Here is a 17,088-nt window from a genome sequence, read left to right as displayed (position 1 = left end):
GTTAGCGGACCCGGAAACTGTCGAGGCCGTTGTCGGCGAGGCGGGTTTCGGTGCGGGTCAGGGCGGCCGGGTTCTCGTAGGGGCCGACGAGCACCGTGACCTTCTTGCCTTCGGGGGCGTTCACGGTGGGGTTGTACCCGAGATCCCGGAGTTGCTGCACGAGGTTCTGGGCGCTCTCCACGCGGTCGAACGCGCCGACCTGCAGGTAGGTGGGGCCGCTGGGTGCCGGGGCGGGGGCGCTGGCCGTGTCGGGGGCCGGCGCGGCGCGGTCGCCGGGGTTGGCGCCGCTGCTGTCGGTGCTGGCGGCGCGGTCACGGGGGGGGTACAGGACGGCGCGGGGGTAGGCGCGTTGCACGTCGGCGAGGGCCTGGCGGGCGCTGGCCTCGTCTGCGAAGGGGCCGACCTGCGCGACGACCTGCGAGCCCACGTCGATGGGGTAGACGGTGTACCCGATGCCCTGGACGGGTGCGGCGGCACTCTGCGCGGCGGCCTCGCTGCTGAAGGTGCCGAGGGTGATGCGGTAGTCGCTGCGCAGCGGGACGCGCTGCTCGCTGGTGGGGACGGCGCCTTCCGGGCGGGGGGCCGGGTTGCCCGGCGTGGCGGCCGGATCGGCAGCTGGCTCGGTGGCCGGGTCGGTGGTGGCGTCGGTGGTGCTGGCCGGGTCCGTGACGGGCGCGGTGCCGATGGGGGCCGCCTCGATGATGGGTGCGTCGGTGGCGGCCGGGGCGGCAGCAGTGGTGTCGGTGCTGGGGTCGGTGGTGGCGGCGCTGTCCTGGGTGGGCGGCGCCACGGGCTCCGTGGTGGGCGCCTGCGTGATGGGCGCCGCGGCGACGCTGCCCGTGTCGGCGGTGCCGGGCGCGCCGGGGATGCTCGCCTCGCTGGTGGGTTGCGTGGTGGGGGTGCCGGCGGTGGTGGCGTTCTGCGGGGTGCCGCGCAGCAGCAGCGTGCCGAACCCGCCCAGCAGCAGCAGGACGAGCAGGCCGATCATCAGGTCCGGCCAGCGGCGCGGTCCGGTGTTCGCGCGGCTCATTTGAGGGCTCCGGCGGCGCGGGCGCTGCCCAGCGCGGCGGCGGTCTTCAGGGACGCGCGGGCGTCGGTTTCACGCGCCTGGGCGCGCTGGGACAGGCCCAGCTGGAACCACGCCTCGGCGTTCTTAGGGTCGTCGCTGACCAGGCCGCGCAGGATCGCCTCGGCTTCCGCGTAGCGGGCGCTGGCGAGCAGGGCGCTGGCGAGGTTCAGGCGCGCGGTGGGGGTGGGACTGAGTTTCACGCTCTCGCTCAGGGCGGTCGCGGCGGCCGCGTAGTCCTTCTGCGCGTAGGCGCTGAGGCCCAGCCACAGGCTGGTGTCGGCGCTGGGCGCGCGGGTCTGGCTGGAACTCAGGGCGCGGGTGGCCTGCGCGTACTGACCCTGGCGGTAGGCGGCGACGCCCTGCACGAACAGCGCGCGGGCCAGGGTGGTGTCGTCGGGCCGCAGGGTCAGGGCCTGCGCGGCGTCGGCGGCGGCCTCGGCGTTCTGGTTCAGGGTGAGGCGCACGCCGGCCAGCGCGGCGCGGTAGGCGGCGTTCTGCGGGGCGAGCTTCACGGCGTTCTGGTAGAAGCTCAGGGCGCCGGGCCGGTCGCCGCGCAGGGCGCGCAGTTCGCCCACGCGGGCGAAGGCGGCGGCGTTGCGGCTGTCGGCGCGGGTGGCGTCCTGAGCGGCGAACACGGCGGCGCGCGTGTCGCCGGCCTGGGCGAGCACGTCGGCCTTGCGCAGCAGCAGCGCCGCGCGGTCACTGCCGTTCGTGATGCGGGTGGCGGCCGCGTCGAGTTCACGCACGGCGCGGTCCGGGAGGCCCTGCGCGACGTAGATGTCGGCCAGCAGCAGCGCGGCGTCGGCACGGGCGGGGGCCTGCTGCAGCAGGGCGTACACGCCGGGCAGCGCGGCGGCGCCCTGCCCACTCAGGGTGCGGGCCTGAGCGAGCCGGTACTGCACGTCCAGGTCCTGCGGGTCCAGCGTGGCGATGGCGGCCAGGGTGCCGCTCAGCGCCGCGAAGTCCGCCTTGCGGGTCTGTTCGGCGGCCAGCGCTTCGAGCACCTGGCGGCGTGCGGCCGGTCCTGCCTGGTCGGTCATCAGGGTGGCGGCCCTGGCGTACAGTTGCAGCGCTTCGGCGTGGTTGCCCTGCCGGCTGGCGATCACGCCGAGGTTGTACGGCCCCTCGAAGCGGGTGGGGGCCAGCGCCGTGAACTGCGTGAGTTCAAAGGCGGCGCCCCGGTCGTCGTTCTGCGCGAACAGCACCAGGGCCAGCCCGAAGTGCGGCGCGGGATTGGTGTAGTTCTGCGTGACCAGCGTCTCGAAGGCCGCGCGTGCCTGCGCGAGGTTCCCGGCGCGGAACGCGGCCTGAGCGGCCTGCAACTGGGTTTCCTGCTCGGCGCTCAGGGGGGTGACGGTGACTGCCGGGGCGGGGGTGGCCGCCCCGCCCGCGTCGCTGGCGGCGCCGGGCACGGTGGGAAGATTCACTTTCGGGATGGCGGACGTGCCGGCGGATTGCAGCGTGTTCTGGATGCCGGCCGCACCGACCGTCTCGATCATGGTCTGGGCGGCGCCGTGGCTGGCGAGGGCCAGCGTCAGGCCCAGCAGAACGGAACGTGTGTATTGCGTCACCTTGATGGCCTCCTGGTGTTCGGAAACGCGAGTAGCGTAGCATTAACCTCTATCGGAACCCTTACTCATGTGCCCGCGCCGCCCCGCCGGGACCGGGCGGCGCGCTGCGGCGTTCAGGCCCCGGCGGGTGTCCCGGCGGCCGGCCCGCCACTGACGGCGTACGGCCGTTTCAGCGCCAGTTGCCCGCAGGCGGCCCCGGCGTCCCGACCGCGCGAGCGGCGCACGCTGACGTCCACGCCGCGCGCCTCCAGGGTGTCGTAGAAGGCCTGGAGCTGCTCCTCGGTGGTGCTCTCGAAGTCCGAGCCGGGCCAGGGGTTCATGGGAATCAGGTTCACGTGGCTGACCATGCCGCGCAGCAGGTCCGCCAGCAGTTCCGCCTGCCACAGGTGATCGTTGATTCCCTTCAGCATGGTGTACTCCATGGTGATGCGGCGGCCCGTGACCGACTGGTACTCCCGGGCGGCGGCCATGATCTCCTCGATGGAGTTCACCGCGCCGGTCGGGATGATACGGCGGCGCGTCTCCTCGTCCGGGGCGTGCAGGCTGATCGCCAGCTTGATGCCCAGGTCGTCCTCGGTCGCCAGCCGCTGAATCCCCTTGGCGATGCCGACCGTGGAGAGCGTCACGCGGCGCTTGCTCATGTCCAGCGCGTCCGGGTGCAGCAGGATGCGGGCGGCCAGCATGGTGTTGTCGTAGTTCAGCATGGCCTCGCCCATGCCCATGAACACCAGGTTGCGGATCTCGCGCGGCGCGAAGCCCTCGCCGCCCGCCACGGCCAGCACCTGCCCCACGATCTCGCCGGGCGTCAGGTTCCGGCCGAACCCCATCGCGCCGGTCGCGCAGAATGCGCACTTGGCGGGGCAGCCGACCATGGTGGACACGCAGATGGTCTTGCGGTCCAGGTACGGCATGTACACCGCTTCCATCTGCCGGCCGTCCATCAGCGTGAACAGGTACTTCACGCTGCCGTCGGCGCTGCGGACCGTCTCGATCAGCTTGAACGGGTTCAGCTGGTACGAGGCCTCCAGCTGGGCGCGGGCCTGGGCGGGCAGGTTGGTCATGGCGTCGAAGGTGCCCACGCCCTGCTCGAACACCCACTCCAGCAGCTGCTTGCGGCGGAAGCCCTGCAGCGGGTAGGCGTCGGGGTGAAGGTCCAGTAAAAGCTCCATGAAGACAGTGTACGGGGCGGGCGGCTCCCCTTCCGTGAGGCGCACCGCACCGCCAGCACCGCACCGCCAGCACCGGCCCTCCCGCGCCCCCCGGTCAGACCGGCGTGACCCGGCCCCCCACCCAGACCTCGGTGCCGCCGTCCGCCGGGGCGTACTGGGCGCTCAGGCGGGCAGGCTGACCGGGCCGGCGCTGCGCCGCGCGGATCAGGGTACTGTCTGCCGGCAGGCGACCCAGGTGGCCCAGCACGCCGGTCAGGCAGGCCAGCATGTTGCTGCTCGCGGCGTCCTCGCTAAAGCCCTTCAGCGGCCCGAACGCCCGGAAACTCACGTCCGCGCGGGCCGGGCCGCCCATGCAGAACAGGATCAGGCCGGTCGTGCCGGTCGCGCGGTTCACGCCACTCACGGCCGCGTCGTCCGGCACGAAGGCGTCCAGTGCGCCCAGGTCCGCGACCTCCGCCACCAGATTCGGACGGCCCGTCCCGGCCACCCAGGCAGGGGAGAGGCCCGATCCCGACAGGCCCAGCGCCGATAACTTCAGCGCCGACAGGTCCGCCGTGACCGCCTGCACCGTCACCACGCCCTGACGCAGCAGCCACTCGCCGCCGCACAGCTGCGCCATCTGCACCTCGCCGCCTGCCTCCGGGTCGCCCTGCGTGACCTCCACCACGTCCAGCAGGCCCGCGCTGCCCTGCACGGCGCTCAGCGCGGCAATGGCGGCGCTGTCACTGCTGCCCTTCTCGCGGGTCGGCGTGAACACCCACAGCCTCAGACCAGTCGGGTCGGCCGCCTGCACGAACACGCTCAGGGGCGCACCCGAGGCGGCCGCCCGCGCCTGCTCGTTGCCCCCGTCCGGAAAGACAACCACCTGTTTTCCACCGCTGCCGTCCGGCGCGGCGAACACCCGGCGCAGGTCTGGCACGGGCGCAGTCTCGGAGTCGGTGACCGGAGTGGGTTCGGCGTTCATGCCGTCATTCTGTCCCACCGACTGTGCGCCACCGACCGGGCCGTCTCGACACCTTGCCTTACGCGCTGACCCATTCGCGCAGCAGGGTTTCGAGGTGCTCGTCGTCCAGTTCGTTGTGCTCGGCCAGCGCCTTGATGTGGTCGGTGACGCGCCGCAGGGCGTCCTCGCCGTAGTGCAGGCCCATCTCGCGGGCCTTGTAGGCGATGGCGTGCTTGCCCGTGACCTTGCTGGCCGCCTGGATGCGGCGGCCCACGCCGAACACGCCGGGCGGGATGGCCTCGTACGCGCCGGGGTTCAGGTAGATGGCTTTCAGGTGCATGCCGGCCTTGTGGTTGTACGCGAATTCGCCGGTCAGGTAGTTGTTCCAGGGGATGGGCAGGTCGACCATGCGGGCGATCATGCGGTCGAGTTCCGGGAGCATGTCGAGGTTGTACTTGTCGATCAGGCCCTGCGGGTCGAAGGTGAACATGCGGGCCAGGAAGCCGCCGAGGGGCGTGATGCCGTTGCGTTCGCCGATGCCGAGGATGGTCGTGTCGATGTGGGTGGCGCCCGCCTCGACCGCCTCGTAGGCGTTGCTGACGGCGCAGCCCGTGTCGTTGTGCCCGTGGAATTCGATGCCGCACTCGGCGTGGATGACCTTGCGCACCTCGCGCACGAGCGTGTACACCTGCCGGGGCGTGGCGACGCCGACCGTGTCGGCCAGTCCGACGCGGTGCACGCCCAGGTCGGACACGGCCCTGTACACGGCCATCAGGTCGGCTTCCTCGCTGCGGAAGGTGTCCTCGGCGCTGAAACGGATCTGGAGGTCCGGGTGGTTGGTCTTGATCCAGCTGATGACCTCCTGCGCGGCCTCGATGATCTGCCCGATGTTCTTGCCGTGGCTGAATTCGCGCAGGAACGAACTGGTGCCGAACAGGAGGTCCAGGCCGTCCACGCCGGTGTCCACGGCGCGCTGCACGTCGTCCATGTGGCAGCGGACGTGCGTGAGGAACTTGGCCTTCAGGCCCAGGCCGGTCAGGCGGCGGATGTCGGCGTGCGTCTGGGCGCTGACCATCGGGGTGGTGACCTCGATGAATTCTGCGCCGAAGGCGTCCAGGGCGCGGGCAATTTCGATCTTGTCGTCGGTCCTGAAGTTCCCGCGCGCGAACTGTTCGCCCTCCCGCAGGGTGGAGTCGATGATCGCCCACGAGGTCGCGGGGATCAGGGGGGCGGGGTGTTCGGCGGTCGCGGTGGGGTCCTGGGTCATGGGGGGCTGCCTCTCGTGCGGTATTCTGCGCGTCTGCCTGATGAATGTCAATCAAATAGGCTAAATAGGTATCAATTGATAAGAAGTTGGCGATCAGTCTGACGTGACCAGCCGAGCGGCGCTCCGCATCCGCACAACGGCTGATTCCCCGCCGGGGCAGGCGGTGTACCGTGGACACCATGTCTGCCACGCCCGCCACCATCCCACCAACTGAATCGATCAAGAGTCCGGGCCGTGAAATCGCCGCCATCGCCGTGCCCGTCAGCCTGGAAATGGTCATCCAGCTCGTCCTGACCTTCATCAACCAGATCATCGTCGGCACGCTCGGCGCCGTCGCCGTCGCCGCCGTCGGCCTCAGCGGCAGCCTCGGCTTCCTGTTCTTCGTCACCCTCGGCGCCCTGGGCAGCGGCACCTCCATCCTCATCGCCCGCCGCGCCGGGGCCAGCGACCAGACCGGCGTCAACCAGACCCTCACCGTCAGCGTCGCCACCAGCCTCCTCCTCGCAGGGCTGCTCACCATCCCGGTCGTGCTGCTCGCCGGACCCCTCCTGAGCCTCGCAGGCGGCGAGGACGCCGTCACCCGCACCGCCACCCCGTACATGCAGGTCACCATGCTCGCCCTGATCCCCGGCAGCCTCGCCTGGATCCTCAGCGGCGCCCTGCGTTCCCTCGGCCACGCCCGCACCCCCCTGGTCGCCACCGTCATCACCGTGATCGTCGAGAGCCTGCTGGCGTACAGCCTGGTGTTCGGCGTCGGCCCCCTCCCGCAACTCGGGGTGGTCGGGGCCGCCTGGGCCATCGTGATCGCCAACACCCTGAAAGTCGCGCTCCTCGCCTACCAGATCTACGGCCCCCGCCACCTCGCCGCGCTCACCCTGCCCCCCCGCCCCGCGTGGCGGTCCATCGCCGCGCCCCTGCTGACCATCAGCGCCCCCATCGCGTTCACCGAATTCGCCTGGAGTCTCGGCGGGTTCCTGTACGCCGCCGTGTTCGCCCGCGTCGGCACCGCCGCCCTCGCCGCCAGCCAGATCGTCGGCACGCTCGAAGGCATCTTCATCGTCGGTTCCTTCGGCCTGATGAGCGCCGCCACCGTCTTCATCGGCCGCTCCCTGGGCGCCGGGGACGCCGCCGCCGCGCAGCTGTGGCTCGGACGAATCAGCCGCGCCGGGATCGTCACCGGCCTGGGCTTCGGCCTGCTGTTCGCCCTGAGCGCCGTCCTGGTCCCCGGCCTGTTCCCCCGCGTCGGCAGTGACGTGCACCACATCGCACTGACCGGCATCCTGATCAGCGCGTTCTTCCAGATCTTCAAGGTGCGTAACATGATCATCGGCGGCGGCGTCCTGCCCGGCGCGGCCGACGGCAAGGGCGTCATCATCGGCGACGTGATCGGCGCGTTCGTCGTCGGACTGCCCCTCGCCATCGGCCTGGGCCTGTACTCCCCGCTGGGCGTCTGGGGCGTGTTCCTCGCCCGCGGCGCCGAGGAAGTCGTGAAGGTCCTGATCTTCGAATGGAGACGCCGCCGCATCAACTGGGACCGCCTCGCCACCGAACAGCGCGGCAGGGAGGTGGCCGCCGCCCACTGAACAGCGCCGCGGGAAACGGGGAGGGGGAGCCAGCCGACCGGCGGTTCCCACTCCCCGTTTCCCGCTCGTCGAGGGTTACGGCGCCTCGTCTCCCAGTGTGCGGCGCAGGTCTTCCAGGCTGACGTTCTTGGCAGGGGCGTCCAGGGCCACCTGACCGCCGCGCAGCGCCACGACCCGCTGACCCAGGTGCAGGGCTTCTTCCAGCTGGTGCGTGACGAACACGACCGTCACCTTGTGCTGCCACCACAGGGCCAGCAGCTCGTCCGCCAGGGAGGTGCGGGTGGCGTGATCGAGCGCGCTGAACGGCTCGTCGAGCAGCAGCAGGCCCGGCTGGATGGCCAGCGCGCGGGCCAGGGCGACCCGCTGGCGCTGCCCGCCGCTCAGTTCGTGCGGGCGGCGCGTCTCGAAGCCCGCCAGACCCACCTGCCGCAGCGCGTCGGTCACGCGCGCCTGCCGGTCCGCGCGGTTCAGGCCGCGCAGGCCGAAGCCCACGTTCCCCGCGACCGTCAGCCACGGGAACAGCGCCGCCTCCTGCTGCACCAGCGTCAGGCGCGGGTGCGGGCCGCGCACAGGTTCGCCGCCCAGCGTGATCTGCCCCGCCTGGGGGCGCAGGAACCCGGCCAGCAGGCTCAGCAGGGTGCTCTTGCCGCTGCCGGACGGCCCCACCACGCACAGGAACTCCCCGGCCGGCACGTTCAGCGTGAGCGGCCCGACCCCCGCCCCGCCTGCCGCGCGATTCTGGTAGCGGTACGTCACGCCGTCCAGGGACAGCGGGGCGCCGCCCTGCACGGACCGGGAACCGAGGGAAGTGGCGCCGTTCATGGTGGTGGTCATTGTGGCACCTCCAGGCCGTAGTTCCGGCGCACGCGGGTCTCGGCGGCGCGCAGCAGCGTGTCGAACAGCCCGCCGATCACGCCGATGATGATGATCGTCGCCAGGACCAGCGCCACGTTCGCGGTGTTCCGCCCGATCTCCAGCTGCTCGCCGAGGCTCTTGACGCCCGCGATCAGCAGCTCACCGCCGACCAGGGCCCGCCACGCGAAACTCCACGCGGTCCGCAGTCCCGTCAGGACGTTCGGGACGCTGGCGGGCAGCAGCACCCGCAGGGTCAGGCCCAGCCCGCGGGCGCCCAGCGTGCGGCCCGCCACGCGCAGCGCCGGGGGCACGTTCAGCAGCGCGCCCGACACGGCCAGCGCCACCGGAATGAACCCTTCGAGGATCACCACGAACAGCACGGCCCGCTCGTTCAGGCCGAAGAACAGAATCGCGAACGGCACGAACGCGATGCTGGGCACGCTCTGAATGCCGGTCAGGTACGCGCCCAGCGTGGCCCGCAGCGGCAGCCACGCGCCCATCAGCAGGCCCACCACGCCGCCCAGCAGCACGGCCAGCAGGTACCCGGTCAGCACGCGGCGCAGGCTGCCGCCGATGGCGCCCAGCAGTTTGCCGTCCTGCGGGCCGGTGCCCCACAGGCCGTAACTGACTTCCGTCCACACGGCCTTCGGGCCGGGGAACACGTACGGCGGGTACAGTTTCAGGACGTCTGTGACAAGCCACCAGAGGCCCAGGATGAGCAGCAGGCCGGCAACCTGCCAGGACAGCACCCGCCAGCGGGACGGTTGCCCGGCGGGGGAAAGATCGGTCGAATGCTTGGCAATGGTCATGGAACTCCTGAACAGATCGGCGGATTGCGGCGCGCGGACATTACCGGCGAAGGAAGGGCGTGAGGTCCGGGGCGCTGCGGGCGTACCCGGCTTCCACGTTCAGCCTCGCGTACTCGGTCAGGGCCGCCAGATCGAGGCTGGTCGTGAAGCGTGTCCGGGCGAAGGCCCGCTGCAGGACGCGCGGGTCGAGTTTCGTGCCCGTCAGTTTCAGCAGCTGGGCGTTCACGGCTGTCTGCGCCGCCGCCGGAGAGCGGTTGATGAACGCCACGGTGTCCGTGTGGGCCTTCAGGAAGGCCGTCACCAGCTGCGGGTTGGCCTGCGCGAACTTCGCGTTCACGATCACGAGGGTCGTGGGGTACTTCCCGTCACGCCAGACGGTCTTCTCGCTGCCGATGACCCGGTGCCCCTGGGCTTCAAGCGCCGCGCCCCACGGTTCGGGCACCAGCGTGGCGTCCACGCGCCTCGCGGCGAAGGCGGCCAGCACGTCGGCGGGCGCGATGGGCGTGATGGTGACGTTTCCGCCGTCCGTCCTGGATTTCAGACCGTTCTCGTTCAGGAGGTGCCGCAGGCTGATGTCCTGCGTGTTCCCCAGGCTGGGCACGGCGACAGTCTTCCCGGCCAGCTCCCGGTACGACCGGATGCCGCTGTCCTTGCGCACGACGAGCACCGCGCCCGCCTCGCTGGCCCCCGCGAGGAACTGCACGGGCATGCCGCGCCCGGCAGCGTTGATGGCCGGGCCCGGCCCCACGTACGCGATGTCGATCTGCCCGGCGGCGAACGCCTCGGTCAGGGTGGTGCCGGACACGAACTCCCTGGCGTCCAGTTTCACCTTGCCCAGGGCTTTCTGGAAGGTGCCACGTTCCAGGCCCACCAGGGCGGGTGCGTGCGTCAGGTTGGGGAAGAAGCCCAGGCGCACGGTCTGGACGTCCTGGGCGGCGGCGGTGGTCAGCAGGGTCAGCGTCAGCAGGGTGGGGATGGTCAGTCGGGTCATGGGCCCTCCGGGTTGGGATGCTGCATTTCAAGCGGGACGGGGGGCGCGTGCGTGTGACGGCGCCCACCGTCCCTTCAGGGTTCCTTCAGCTCGTGGTTTACGCCCGGTCGGCGTACGCGGCGCGCAGCACCTCGGCCACCTCGGGCCGGGTGAACTCGGCGGGCAGGTTCTCCCCGGCGCGCAGCTTCTCGCGGACCCGCGTGCCGCTCAGCACGAGGTGATGCGAGCTGTCGTGCGGGCAGGTGCGGGGGCTGACGAGCTGCCCGCAGGAGTTGCAGTAGAAGGTGTGCTCGAACTTCAGGATCTGGATGCCCAGTTCCCCTGGCGTGTACGCGCTGAAGATCTCCTGCGCGTCGTACGTGCCGTAGTAGCTGCCGACGCCCGCGTGGTCGCGGCCCACGATGAAGTGCGTCACGCCGTAGTTGCGCCGCGACAGGGCGTGCAGGATCGCCTCGCGCGGCCCGGCGTAGCGCATGGCCGCCGGGTACACGCTGAGCAGCGTGCGGGCCTGCGGGTAGTACTTCTCCAGCAGCACCTCGTACGCCTGCACGCGGGTGTCGGCGGGCACGTCGTCGCCCTTGGTGGTGCCCACCAGCGGGTGCAGCAGCAGCCCGTCCACGAGTTCCAGCGCCACCTTCTGCAGGTACTCGTGCGCGCGGTGGATCGGGTTGCGGGTCTGGAACGCCACCGTGGAGCGCCAGCCGCGCGCCTCGATCACCTCGCGCACCTCGGCGGGCGTGCGGTGGTGGCGGGGGAAGGCGCCGCGGGGCACCTCGAACAGCGCCACCGGCCCGGCCAGGTTGAAGTCACCCTGCGCGTACAGCGCGGCCACGCCGGGGTGCGTCTCGTCCTCGGTGCGGTACACCTCGCGCGCCTCCCAGGCCTTGCGGGCCGCGTACGCCTCCTGCACGTCCACCCAGCCCACGTCCTGACCCTCGAAGCTCAGGACCACGCGCCCGCGCAGCCCGGCGTGCCCGGCATCCACGGGCAGCGTGATCGGGATGCTCCAGGGGGTACCGTCCGCGAGGCGCAGCCGCTCGATGACCGAGAGGTAGTCCGCCTCGTTCACGAAGCCGGTCAGGGGGGAGTACGCGCCGGTGGCGAGCATCTCCAGGTCGGCCAGGGTGCGCTCGCTGATGCTCAGGCGGGGCAGCGCGGCGAGTTCCGCCGGGTCGAAGTCGTGTCCGGCGCGGCGCACGCCGTTGACGAGGGTGCCGCCGAGGGGGCTGGGGAGGGTGGAGGTGGTGGGCAGCAGGATCGTCATGGGTCGGACCTCTTGATGAAAAGACTCAACTATTCGGGGCAGGAAAAGCCGCTCGGAACTCGGGCGGCGGACAGATGGTCGGGCGTCAACAGCGGCGCGTCACAGCCTGTTCTCCCCGGCCCACAGGCCGCACTCGGTCTTGCCCTTCCCGGCCCAGCGGCCCGCGCGGGCGTCCTCGCCGGGACGCACGGCGCGCGTGCACGTCCAGCAACCCACGCTCAGGAACCCGTCCCAGTACAGCGGGTTCACCGGCAGGTCCTGCTCCCGCGCGTAGGTTTCCAGCATCTCGCGCGTCCAGTGGGCCAGCGGGTTCACCTTCACACGCGCGCCGTCCTCGATGAACGGAATGTCCGCGCGGGTGCTCGCCTGATCGCGGCTGCGGGCGTTCAGCAGCGCCGACGGGGCCCGCTCGCGCAGGTACGCCTGGAGAGGCGCGACCTTCCGCACCGCGCAGCAGGCGTCCGGGTCGTTTGAATACAGCGCCGGGTCGGTCTGCCCGTCCTCGGGACTCGCGCCGTCGTTCAGGGTCACGAACGTCAGTTCCGGGTAGCGGGCGGCCAGCCGGTCGCGGGTCGCCAGCGTCTCGGGGAAGTGGTACCCGGTGTCCACGAACACCACCTCGCCCCGGTACCCGGCCTTCACGGCCAGATCGAGCAGTACCACGCCGTTCAGGTTGAACGCGCTGGGCATCAGCACATCACCGTGCGCCTCCAGCGTCCAGCGGATCACGTCCAGCGGGTCGCTGTCCGGCGTGAAGCCGGGTCGGGGCGAGGTGGCGGTCACGCAGACTCCGGTGGAATGGTTCGCCAGGACTGTTCCACCCGAGCGGATGCGAGCAGGAGTCGGGCGGCGTCCGGACGTGGAGTGGGCAACCCGGCGGTGTTCCGGGTTGTCAACGCAACAGACGGACTCCGCCTCATACGCCCAGTTTCTCCAGCAGCTGCCGCACGCCGTCCTCGACGCTGATGCGGTCGGTACGCAGGTGCAGGTCCGGGCTCTCGGGCGCCTCGTAGGGGTCGCTGACCCCGGTGAAGTGCGGGATCTCCCCGGCGATGGCCTTCAGGTACAGGCCCTTCACGTCCCGCGCCGTCACGACGTCCAGCGGGGCGTCCACGAAGACCTCCAGCGCGTTCGGCAGGCTGTCCAGCACCTCGCGGCGCGTGTCGGCGTAGGGGCTGATCGCGCTGACGAGCACCGTCACGCCGTGTCTGGCGAGCAGGCCCGCCACGAAGCCGATGCGGCGCACGTTCGTGTCCCGGTCGGCCTTCGAGAAGCCCAGCCCCTTGCTGAGGTTCTCGCGCACCGCGTCGCCGTCGAGCAGTTCGACGGCCACGCCACGCGCCAGCAGTTCCTCGTGCAGGGCGCTTGCCAGGGTGCTCTTGCCCGCGCCGCTCAGGCCGGTCAGCCACACCACGCGGCCCGTCCCGACAGCCTGCTGCTCGGCCAAGGCGGTCATGCGGTGACCGCCTCACGCGCGCCCAGCACGGCGTCCGGCGCGAAGTGCTCGTGCCCGGTGCGGTCGGCGTACTCCACGAAGCTCTCGCCCGGCAGTTTGTTCGCCTGGAACCCGGCCAGCACGGCCGCCGCGTACGCGTTCAGCTGCTCGGCGGGCACCGCGCCCTTCAGTTTGGTGCCGGTGCGCTGCGCCTGTCCGATGCTCCCGGCCAGGTGCACGTTGAAGACCTCGTGGACGGTGCCGTCCTTGTCGGTCTTGTTCGCGCCCATGAAGCCCAGGTCGGCCACCTGGTAGCGCGTGCAGGCGTTGCTGCACCCGGTCAGGTTGATGGTGAACGGCACGTCCATCGCCAGCGTCAGCGGTTCGAGGTGATCGACCAGATCGGCGGTGCGGGCCTTCGTCTCGGTCAGCGCGAGGCGGCAGAACTGGTTGCCGGTGCAGGCGATGGTCGTGCCCCGGATGGTCGCCTTCGGCGCGAGTTCGATGGCGGCCAGCTCGGCGCTCAGGGCCTCGACGTTCTCAGAGGCGACGTGGGGGATCACCATGTTCTGGAACGCGGTGGTGCGCAGCACGCCCTTGCCGTAGCGGTCGGCCAGATCGGCCAGGACGCGGGCCTTGGTGGGGTCGATGCGGCCCACGGTGGTCGCCACGACCACGTAGTTCAGGCCGTCCGCCTGCGGGTTCACGCCCAGCACGTCGTTCCCGCCGAACCGCGCGACGGGCGCGGCGGGGCCGTCCTGCAACCTGCGGCCCAGGTAGTCGTTCTCGACGATCTCGCGGAACTTCTCGACGCCCAGGTCCTTGATCAGGAACTTCAGGCGGCTCTTCTTGCGGTTCTGGCGGTAGCCGTGGTCGCGGTACGCGGCGGTGATGGCCTGCCCGACCGCCACGACCTCCTCGGGGCGGATGAACACGCCCAGGCGCCTGGACAGGTGCGCCACGGCACCCAGACCGCCGCCCACCCACACGTCGAACCCGACCTCGCCGTTCACCCTGTGTGCCAGGAAGCCGATGTCGTTGATCATGTGGATGCCTTCGAGTTCCGGCACCGCCGTGATGCTCATCTTGAACTTGCGCGGCAGGTCCTGGAAATCGGGATTGCCGGTCAGGGTGCCTTCCATGGCGTGGGCCAGGGGGCGCACGTCGATGATCTCGCGGGCGTCCAGGCCGGCCAGGGGGCTGGCGATCACGGCGCGCACGGTGTCGCCGCACGCTCCCTTGGGGTGCAGGCCCAGCGGTTCCAGCCGCTCGAAGATCCGGGGAATGTCCTGAATGGTCAGCCAGTGGAACTGGAACGCCTGACGGTCCGTGACGTCCAGGAAGCCCCGGCCGTACTCCTCGGCGATGTTCGCCACCTCGCGCATGGTGGCGCTGGAAAACTCGGCGGCGGGCACGCGCACGCGCATCATCAGGAAGCCGTCCTCCTGCGGGCGCTGCGGGTACACCCCGGCCCACTTGAGCAGGTCGATCCGCTCGGGGTCGATGAAGCCCTGCTCGGCGTACTGGGGGATCAGGTCGAAGATCTGGAACGGGGGCACTTCTTTCTTCAGGGCTTCAATGTCGCTCATGGTGGGTCCTTTTGGTCGGCGCGGCGCGCGGGTGGGATCTGGTCGGTCCGGACGTCAGCGGCCGAGGAAGCGGTAGCGCAGACGGCGGTACTGGAAGTACATGATGCAGCCCACGCAGATCTTCTGGGAGAGGTTCAGGACGGCCAGTGCGATCACGGCGACGCCCAGCAGCGCCCCCACGAGCGGCAGGCCAGCCAGGGTGAACGCGGCGGAGGCCAGCAGGAAGGTGCCGCCCACGCCCTGCGCGAAGTGATGCGCGCGGGGGTCCTCGTCCACGACCTCGGGCTGCAGGCCCAGCGGGCGGCCGAGCAGGCGGTAGGCGGCCCGCATGGGGGAGAGGTGGGGCTGCGCGGCGCCGATCAGCATGGCCGCGCCCAGGATCAGCGTGAGGGCCGGGAGGGTCAGGATCACGGCCAGCAGCGTCACGAACACCACGGTCAGCTGGTTGAATTTCAGGGCGCTGAGGTCCGTGCGGGCCGGCTGGTGGGTGGGGGCGGAGGCAATCATTGACAAAAAAGGTAAACCTTTATGGGCGACAAAACAAGTCAACTATCCAGACAGGTGCTTCACCCACCCCACACGCCCGTCACCCGGCGTCCCGCTACCGTCCACCCTCACAGGCCAGCCCGTCGCCGTCCCCGTCCAGCTCCGGACGGTACGCCGGCTCACCCCGCCGCAGGGGCAGGGTCGCGCCGGCACTGCGGGCCGCGGCGCACCCCGCGAACCCGCCGGTCGGGACCCACAGCGGCCCGGACCCGTCCCTCAGCTGCGCGGCGCAGGAGCCCCGTGGCAGGGCGTACCGGCTGGCCGCCAGCAGATTGACCCGGTACCCCAGGTCCTCCAGCGCCGCCAGCGTGACCGGACTGACCGGATTCACCCGACCCGTGAAATTCCCCGCCGAGCCGGACAGAATCTCGGCGCACACGGCCCTCCCGTCCCAGTGGCCGCCGTCCGGGTCCAGCGGAATCCCGCGGCCCCGCCCCCCCAGCGCCCGGTACGCCGCCACGGCACGCGGCGCGGTATACACCAGGCTGCGCCCGTCGCGGCGAATGAAGGACCGTCCATCCGTCTCGCCGTTGCGGGACACGCGGGAGTCCGCCTCCCAGAGCGTGCCCACGCCCAGCACGTGCAGCAGCTCATGGAGCATGGTGTCCAGCAGGTCCACGCGCGGCAGGTCCGTCAGGCCGCGGCTGTTGAGGTCCACCACCCCGTAGATGGGCAGGTACGTGCGGTCCTGCAGGTCGCAGGGCATCCCGGTCGCGTACACGTCGTCACCGAGGTCCCGGACGACCACGAACACGATCAGGTTCCGCACGGTGCCCTGCACGGCCGGCAGCCGCCGGTCACAGTCCCCGGCCGGGATGTTCACCCGCACCGGCACGAACGGCGAGGCGATCAGGCCCGACACCTGCCGGGCCGCCTCGCGGACCGTCGCCTGTTGCCCGGCGGTCAGCGGGCGGCCCAGCAGGCGCAGCTCGATCTGGAAAGGCGACTGGGCCGGCGCGGCCCCGGCCACGGTCAGCCCGCACAGCAGCCCGGCCAGCAGGCCGCGCAGGAAAGCCGCTCGCCCCCGGCCCCACCGGCCGGGCGTGAGTGGAAACCGCAGAGAGAACCACCGGGAAGGGGCGCGCACCTCTCCACTCTAGGCCACCGTCCGGCCGCGCAGGGTGACCGTCCGGGCGCAGGTGGCGTTCCGCGCACCCGCCGCGGCCCTGTTTTCGCTGCGCTGAACGCCGAATCGGGCGGGTCCGGCCGGGCGGTCCGGGGGTGGGGAGAGCGGCCGATGCTCTACACTGCTCAGAGTGAACACGTTCAAAGTTCAAGTGGGCGCCGTGACCCGCGACCTTCCCATCGTTCCCGTGGCCCCCGGTGTCAGCGTCGCCCTGTTCAACATGCTGGGTGACACCGAGGTCACCGAGGCCGCCGGCGCCGAACTGGCCCGCCTGCTGCCCGCCGATATCGACGTGCTGGTCACGCCGGAAGTCAAGGCGCTGAGCCTCGCGCATGTCATCAGCCGCGAGAGTGGCAAGCCGTACATCGTGATCCGCAAGACGCAGAAGCCGTACATGGTGGACCCGGTGGCGCGCGAGGTGGTCAGCATCACGACCGGCAAACCGCAGCTGCTGGTCCTGGACGGCTTCGACGTGCAGAAGATCCGGGGCCGCAAGGTCGCCATCGTGGACGACGTGGTGTCCAGCGGCGGTACCCTGCACTCCATCCGTCAGATCATCGAGGAGGTCGGCGGGGAAGTCGCGGCGGTCGTGGCCGTGTTCACCGAGGGACAGGAACGCCCGGAAGTGACCGCGCTGGGGCACCTGCCCCTGTTCGAGAACTGATACGGACTCCGATTGAATGGGCTGCAAAGACCATTCAATCCGAGCGAATGCGAGTAGGAGAGAAACGCCCCTCCGGACGTGGAGTTGGCAGATCGGTGGTGTTCCGATCTGTCAACGAAATAAACGGAATCCGTATGATACGGACTCTGATTGAACGGCTTTGTAAGCCGTTCAATCCGGGCGGATGCGACCCGGAGAGCTGCTCCG

The 17,088-nt window shown here is 70.8% G+C and carries 16 protein-coding genes; 2 read left to right on the top strand and 14 right to left on the bottom strand.

What is annotated here, in order from left to right:
- Position 1: 1 nt before the first annotated feature.
- The 5 genes from ABDZ66_RS05360 to lysS form a co-directional block, all read right to left on the bottom strand.
- A complete protein-coding gene (locus tag ABDZ66_RS05360; protein ID WP_343756923.1) occupies positions 2–1,030 on the bottom strand; it encodes an SPOR domain-containing protein in 1,029 nt (342 codons plus the stop codon).
- Positions 1,027–2,640, bottom strand: coding sequence for a tetratricopeptide repeat protein (locus tag ABDZ66_RS05355; protein ID WP_343756921.1), 1,614 nt, complete (start codon positions 2,638–2,640; stop codon positions 1,027–1,029). Before ABDZ66_RS05355 ends, ABDZ66_RS05360 begins: the two co-directional genes overlap by 4 nt.
- 113 nt (positions 2,641–2,753) lie before the next feature.
- Positions 2,754–3,809 carry a dual-specificity RNA methyltransferase RlmN gene (rlmN, locus tag ABDZ66_RS05350; RefSeq protein ID WP_343756919.1) on the bottom strand — a complete coding sequence of 352 codons (1,056 nt, stop codon included), beginning with the start codon at positions 3,807–3,809 and terminating at the stop codon, positions 2,754–2,756.
- Positions 3,810–3,903: 94 nt separating this feature from the next.
- Entirely contained in the window at positions 3,904–4,773 is an 870-nt protein-coding gene (locus tag ABDZ66_RS05345; protein ID WP_343756917.1) for a PhzF family phenazine biosynthesis protein, read from the bottom strand.
- Positions 4,774–4,831: 58 nt separating this feature from the next.
- Entirely contained in the window at positions 4,832–6,019 is a 1,188-nt protein-coding gene (lysS, locus tag ABDZ66_RS05340; RefSeq protein WP_343756915.1) for a homocitrate synthase, read from the bottom strand.
- 179 nt (positions 6,020–6,198) lie between these two features.
- Here lysS and ABDZ66_RS05335 point away from each other — a divergent pair, with 179 nt between their 5' ends.
- On the top strand, positions 6,199–7,602 hold the full coding sequence (locus ABDZ66_RS05335) for an MATE family efflux transporter (protein WP_343756913.1): 1,404 nt from the start codon (positions 6,199–6,201) through the stop codon (positions 7,600–7,602).
- A 75-nt stretch (positions 7,603–7,677) separates the two neighbouring features.
- Here the strand turns inward: ABDZ66_RS05335 and ABDZ66_RS05330 are convergent, their stop codons facing one another.
- The 9 genes from ABDZ66_RS05330 to ABDZ66_RS05290 form a co-directional block, all read right to left on the bottom strand.
- Positions 7,678–8,436 (bottom strand): ABC transporter ATP-binding protein, encoded by a 759-nt coding sequence (locus tag ABDZ66_RS05330; RefSeq protein ID WP_425544404.1) that lies wholly within the window; start codon positions 8,434–8,436, stop codon positions 7,678–7,680.
- Positions 8,433–9,266, bottom strand: a complete 834-nt coding sequence (locus ABDZ66_RS05325; RefSeq protein ID WP_343756911.1) for an ABC transporter permease — start codon at positions 9,264–9,266, stop codon at positions 8,433–8,435. The genes ABDZ66_RS05330 and ABDZ66_RS05325 overlap by 4 nt, the downstream gene beginning before the upstream one ends.
- A gap of 40 nt (positions 9,267–9,306) precedes the next feature.
- Positions 9,307–10,257 (bottom strand): ABC transporter substrate-binding protein, encoded by a 951-nt coding sequence (locus ABDZ66_RS05320; RefSeq protein ID WP_343756909.1) that lies wholly within the window; start codon positions 10,255–10,257, stop codon positions 9,307–9,309.
- A gap of 97 nt (positions 10,258–10,354) precedes the next feature.
- On the bottom strand, positions 10,355–11,521 hold the full coding sequence (gene sat / locus ABDZ66_RS05315; protein ID WP_343756907.1) for a sulfate adenylyltransferase: 1,167 nt from the start codon (positions 11,519–11,521) through the stop codon (positions 10,355–10,357).
- A gap of 99 nt (positions 11,522–11,620) precedes the next feature.
- Entirely contained in the window at positions 11,621–12,304 is a 684-nt protein-coding gene (locus ABDZ66_RS05310; protein ID WP_343756905.1) for a phosphoadenylyl-sulfate reductase, read from the bottom strand.
- 133 nt (positions 12,305–12,437) lie between these two features.
- Positions 12,438–12,977, bottom strand: coding sequence for an adenylyl-sulfate kinase (gene cysC / locus ABDZ66_RS05305; RefSeq protein WP_343756903.1), 540 nt, complete (start codon positions 12,975–12,977; stop codon positions 12,438–12,440).
- Positions 12,974–14,545: a nitrite/sulfite reductase gene (locus ABDZ66_RS05300; protein ID WP_343756901.1), complete on the bottom strand. Its 1,572-nt coding sequence runs from the start codon at positions 14,543–14,545 to the stop codon at positions 12,974–12,976. Before ABDZ66_RS05300 ends, cysC begins: the two co-directional genes overlap by 4 nt.
- 54 nt (positions 14,546–14,599) lie before the next feature.
- A complete protein-coding gene (locus ABDZ66_RS05295) occupies positions 14,600–15,052 on the bottom strand; it encodes a DUF4395 domain-containing protein (protein WP_343756899.1) in 453 nt (150 codons plus the stop codon).
- Positions 15,053–15,146: 94 nt separating this feature from the next.
- Positions 15,147–16,178: an excalibur calcium-binding domain-containing protein gene (locus ABDZ66_RS05290; RefSeq protein ID WP_343756897.1), complete on the bottom strand. Its 1,032-nt coding sequence runs from the start codon at positions 16,176–16,178 to the stop codon at positions 15,147–15,149.
- Positions 16,179–16,347: 169 nt separating this feature from the next.
- Here ABDZ66_RS05290 and ABDZ66_RS05285 point away from each other — a divergent pair, with 169 nt between their 5' ends.
- On the top strand, positions 16,348–16,881 hold the full coding sequence (locus tag ABDZ66_RS05285) for a phosphoribosyltransferase family protein (RefSeq protein WP_343756895.1): 534 nt from the start codon (positions 16,348–16,350) through the stop codon (positions 16,879–16,881).
- Positions 16,882–17,088: the final 207 nt, after the last annotated feature.

This window comes from Deinococcus depolymerans (assembly GCF_039522025.1).
GTDB lineage: Bacteria > Deinococcota > Deinococci > Deinococcales > Deinococcaceae > Deinococcus > Deinococcus depolymerans.
Note: the sequence above shows the minus strand (reverse complement) of the source record. Positions and strands in the feature narration are given on the sequence as shown.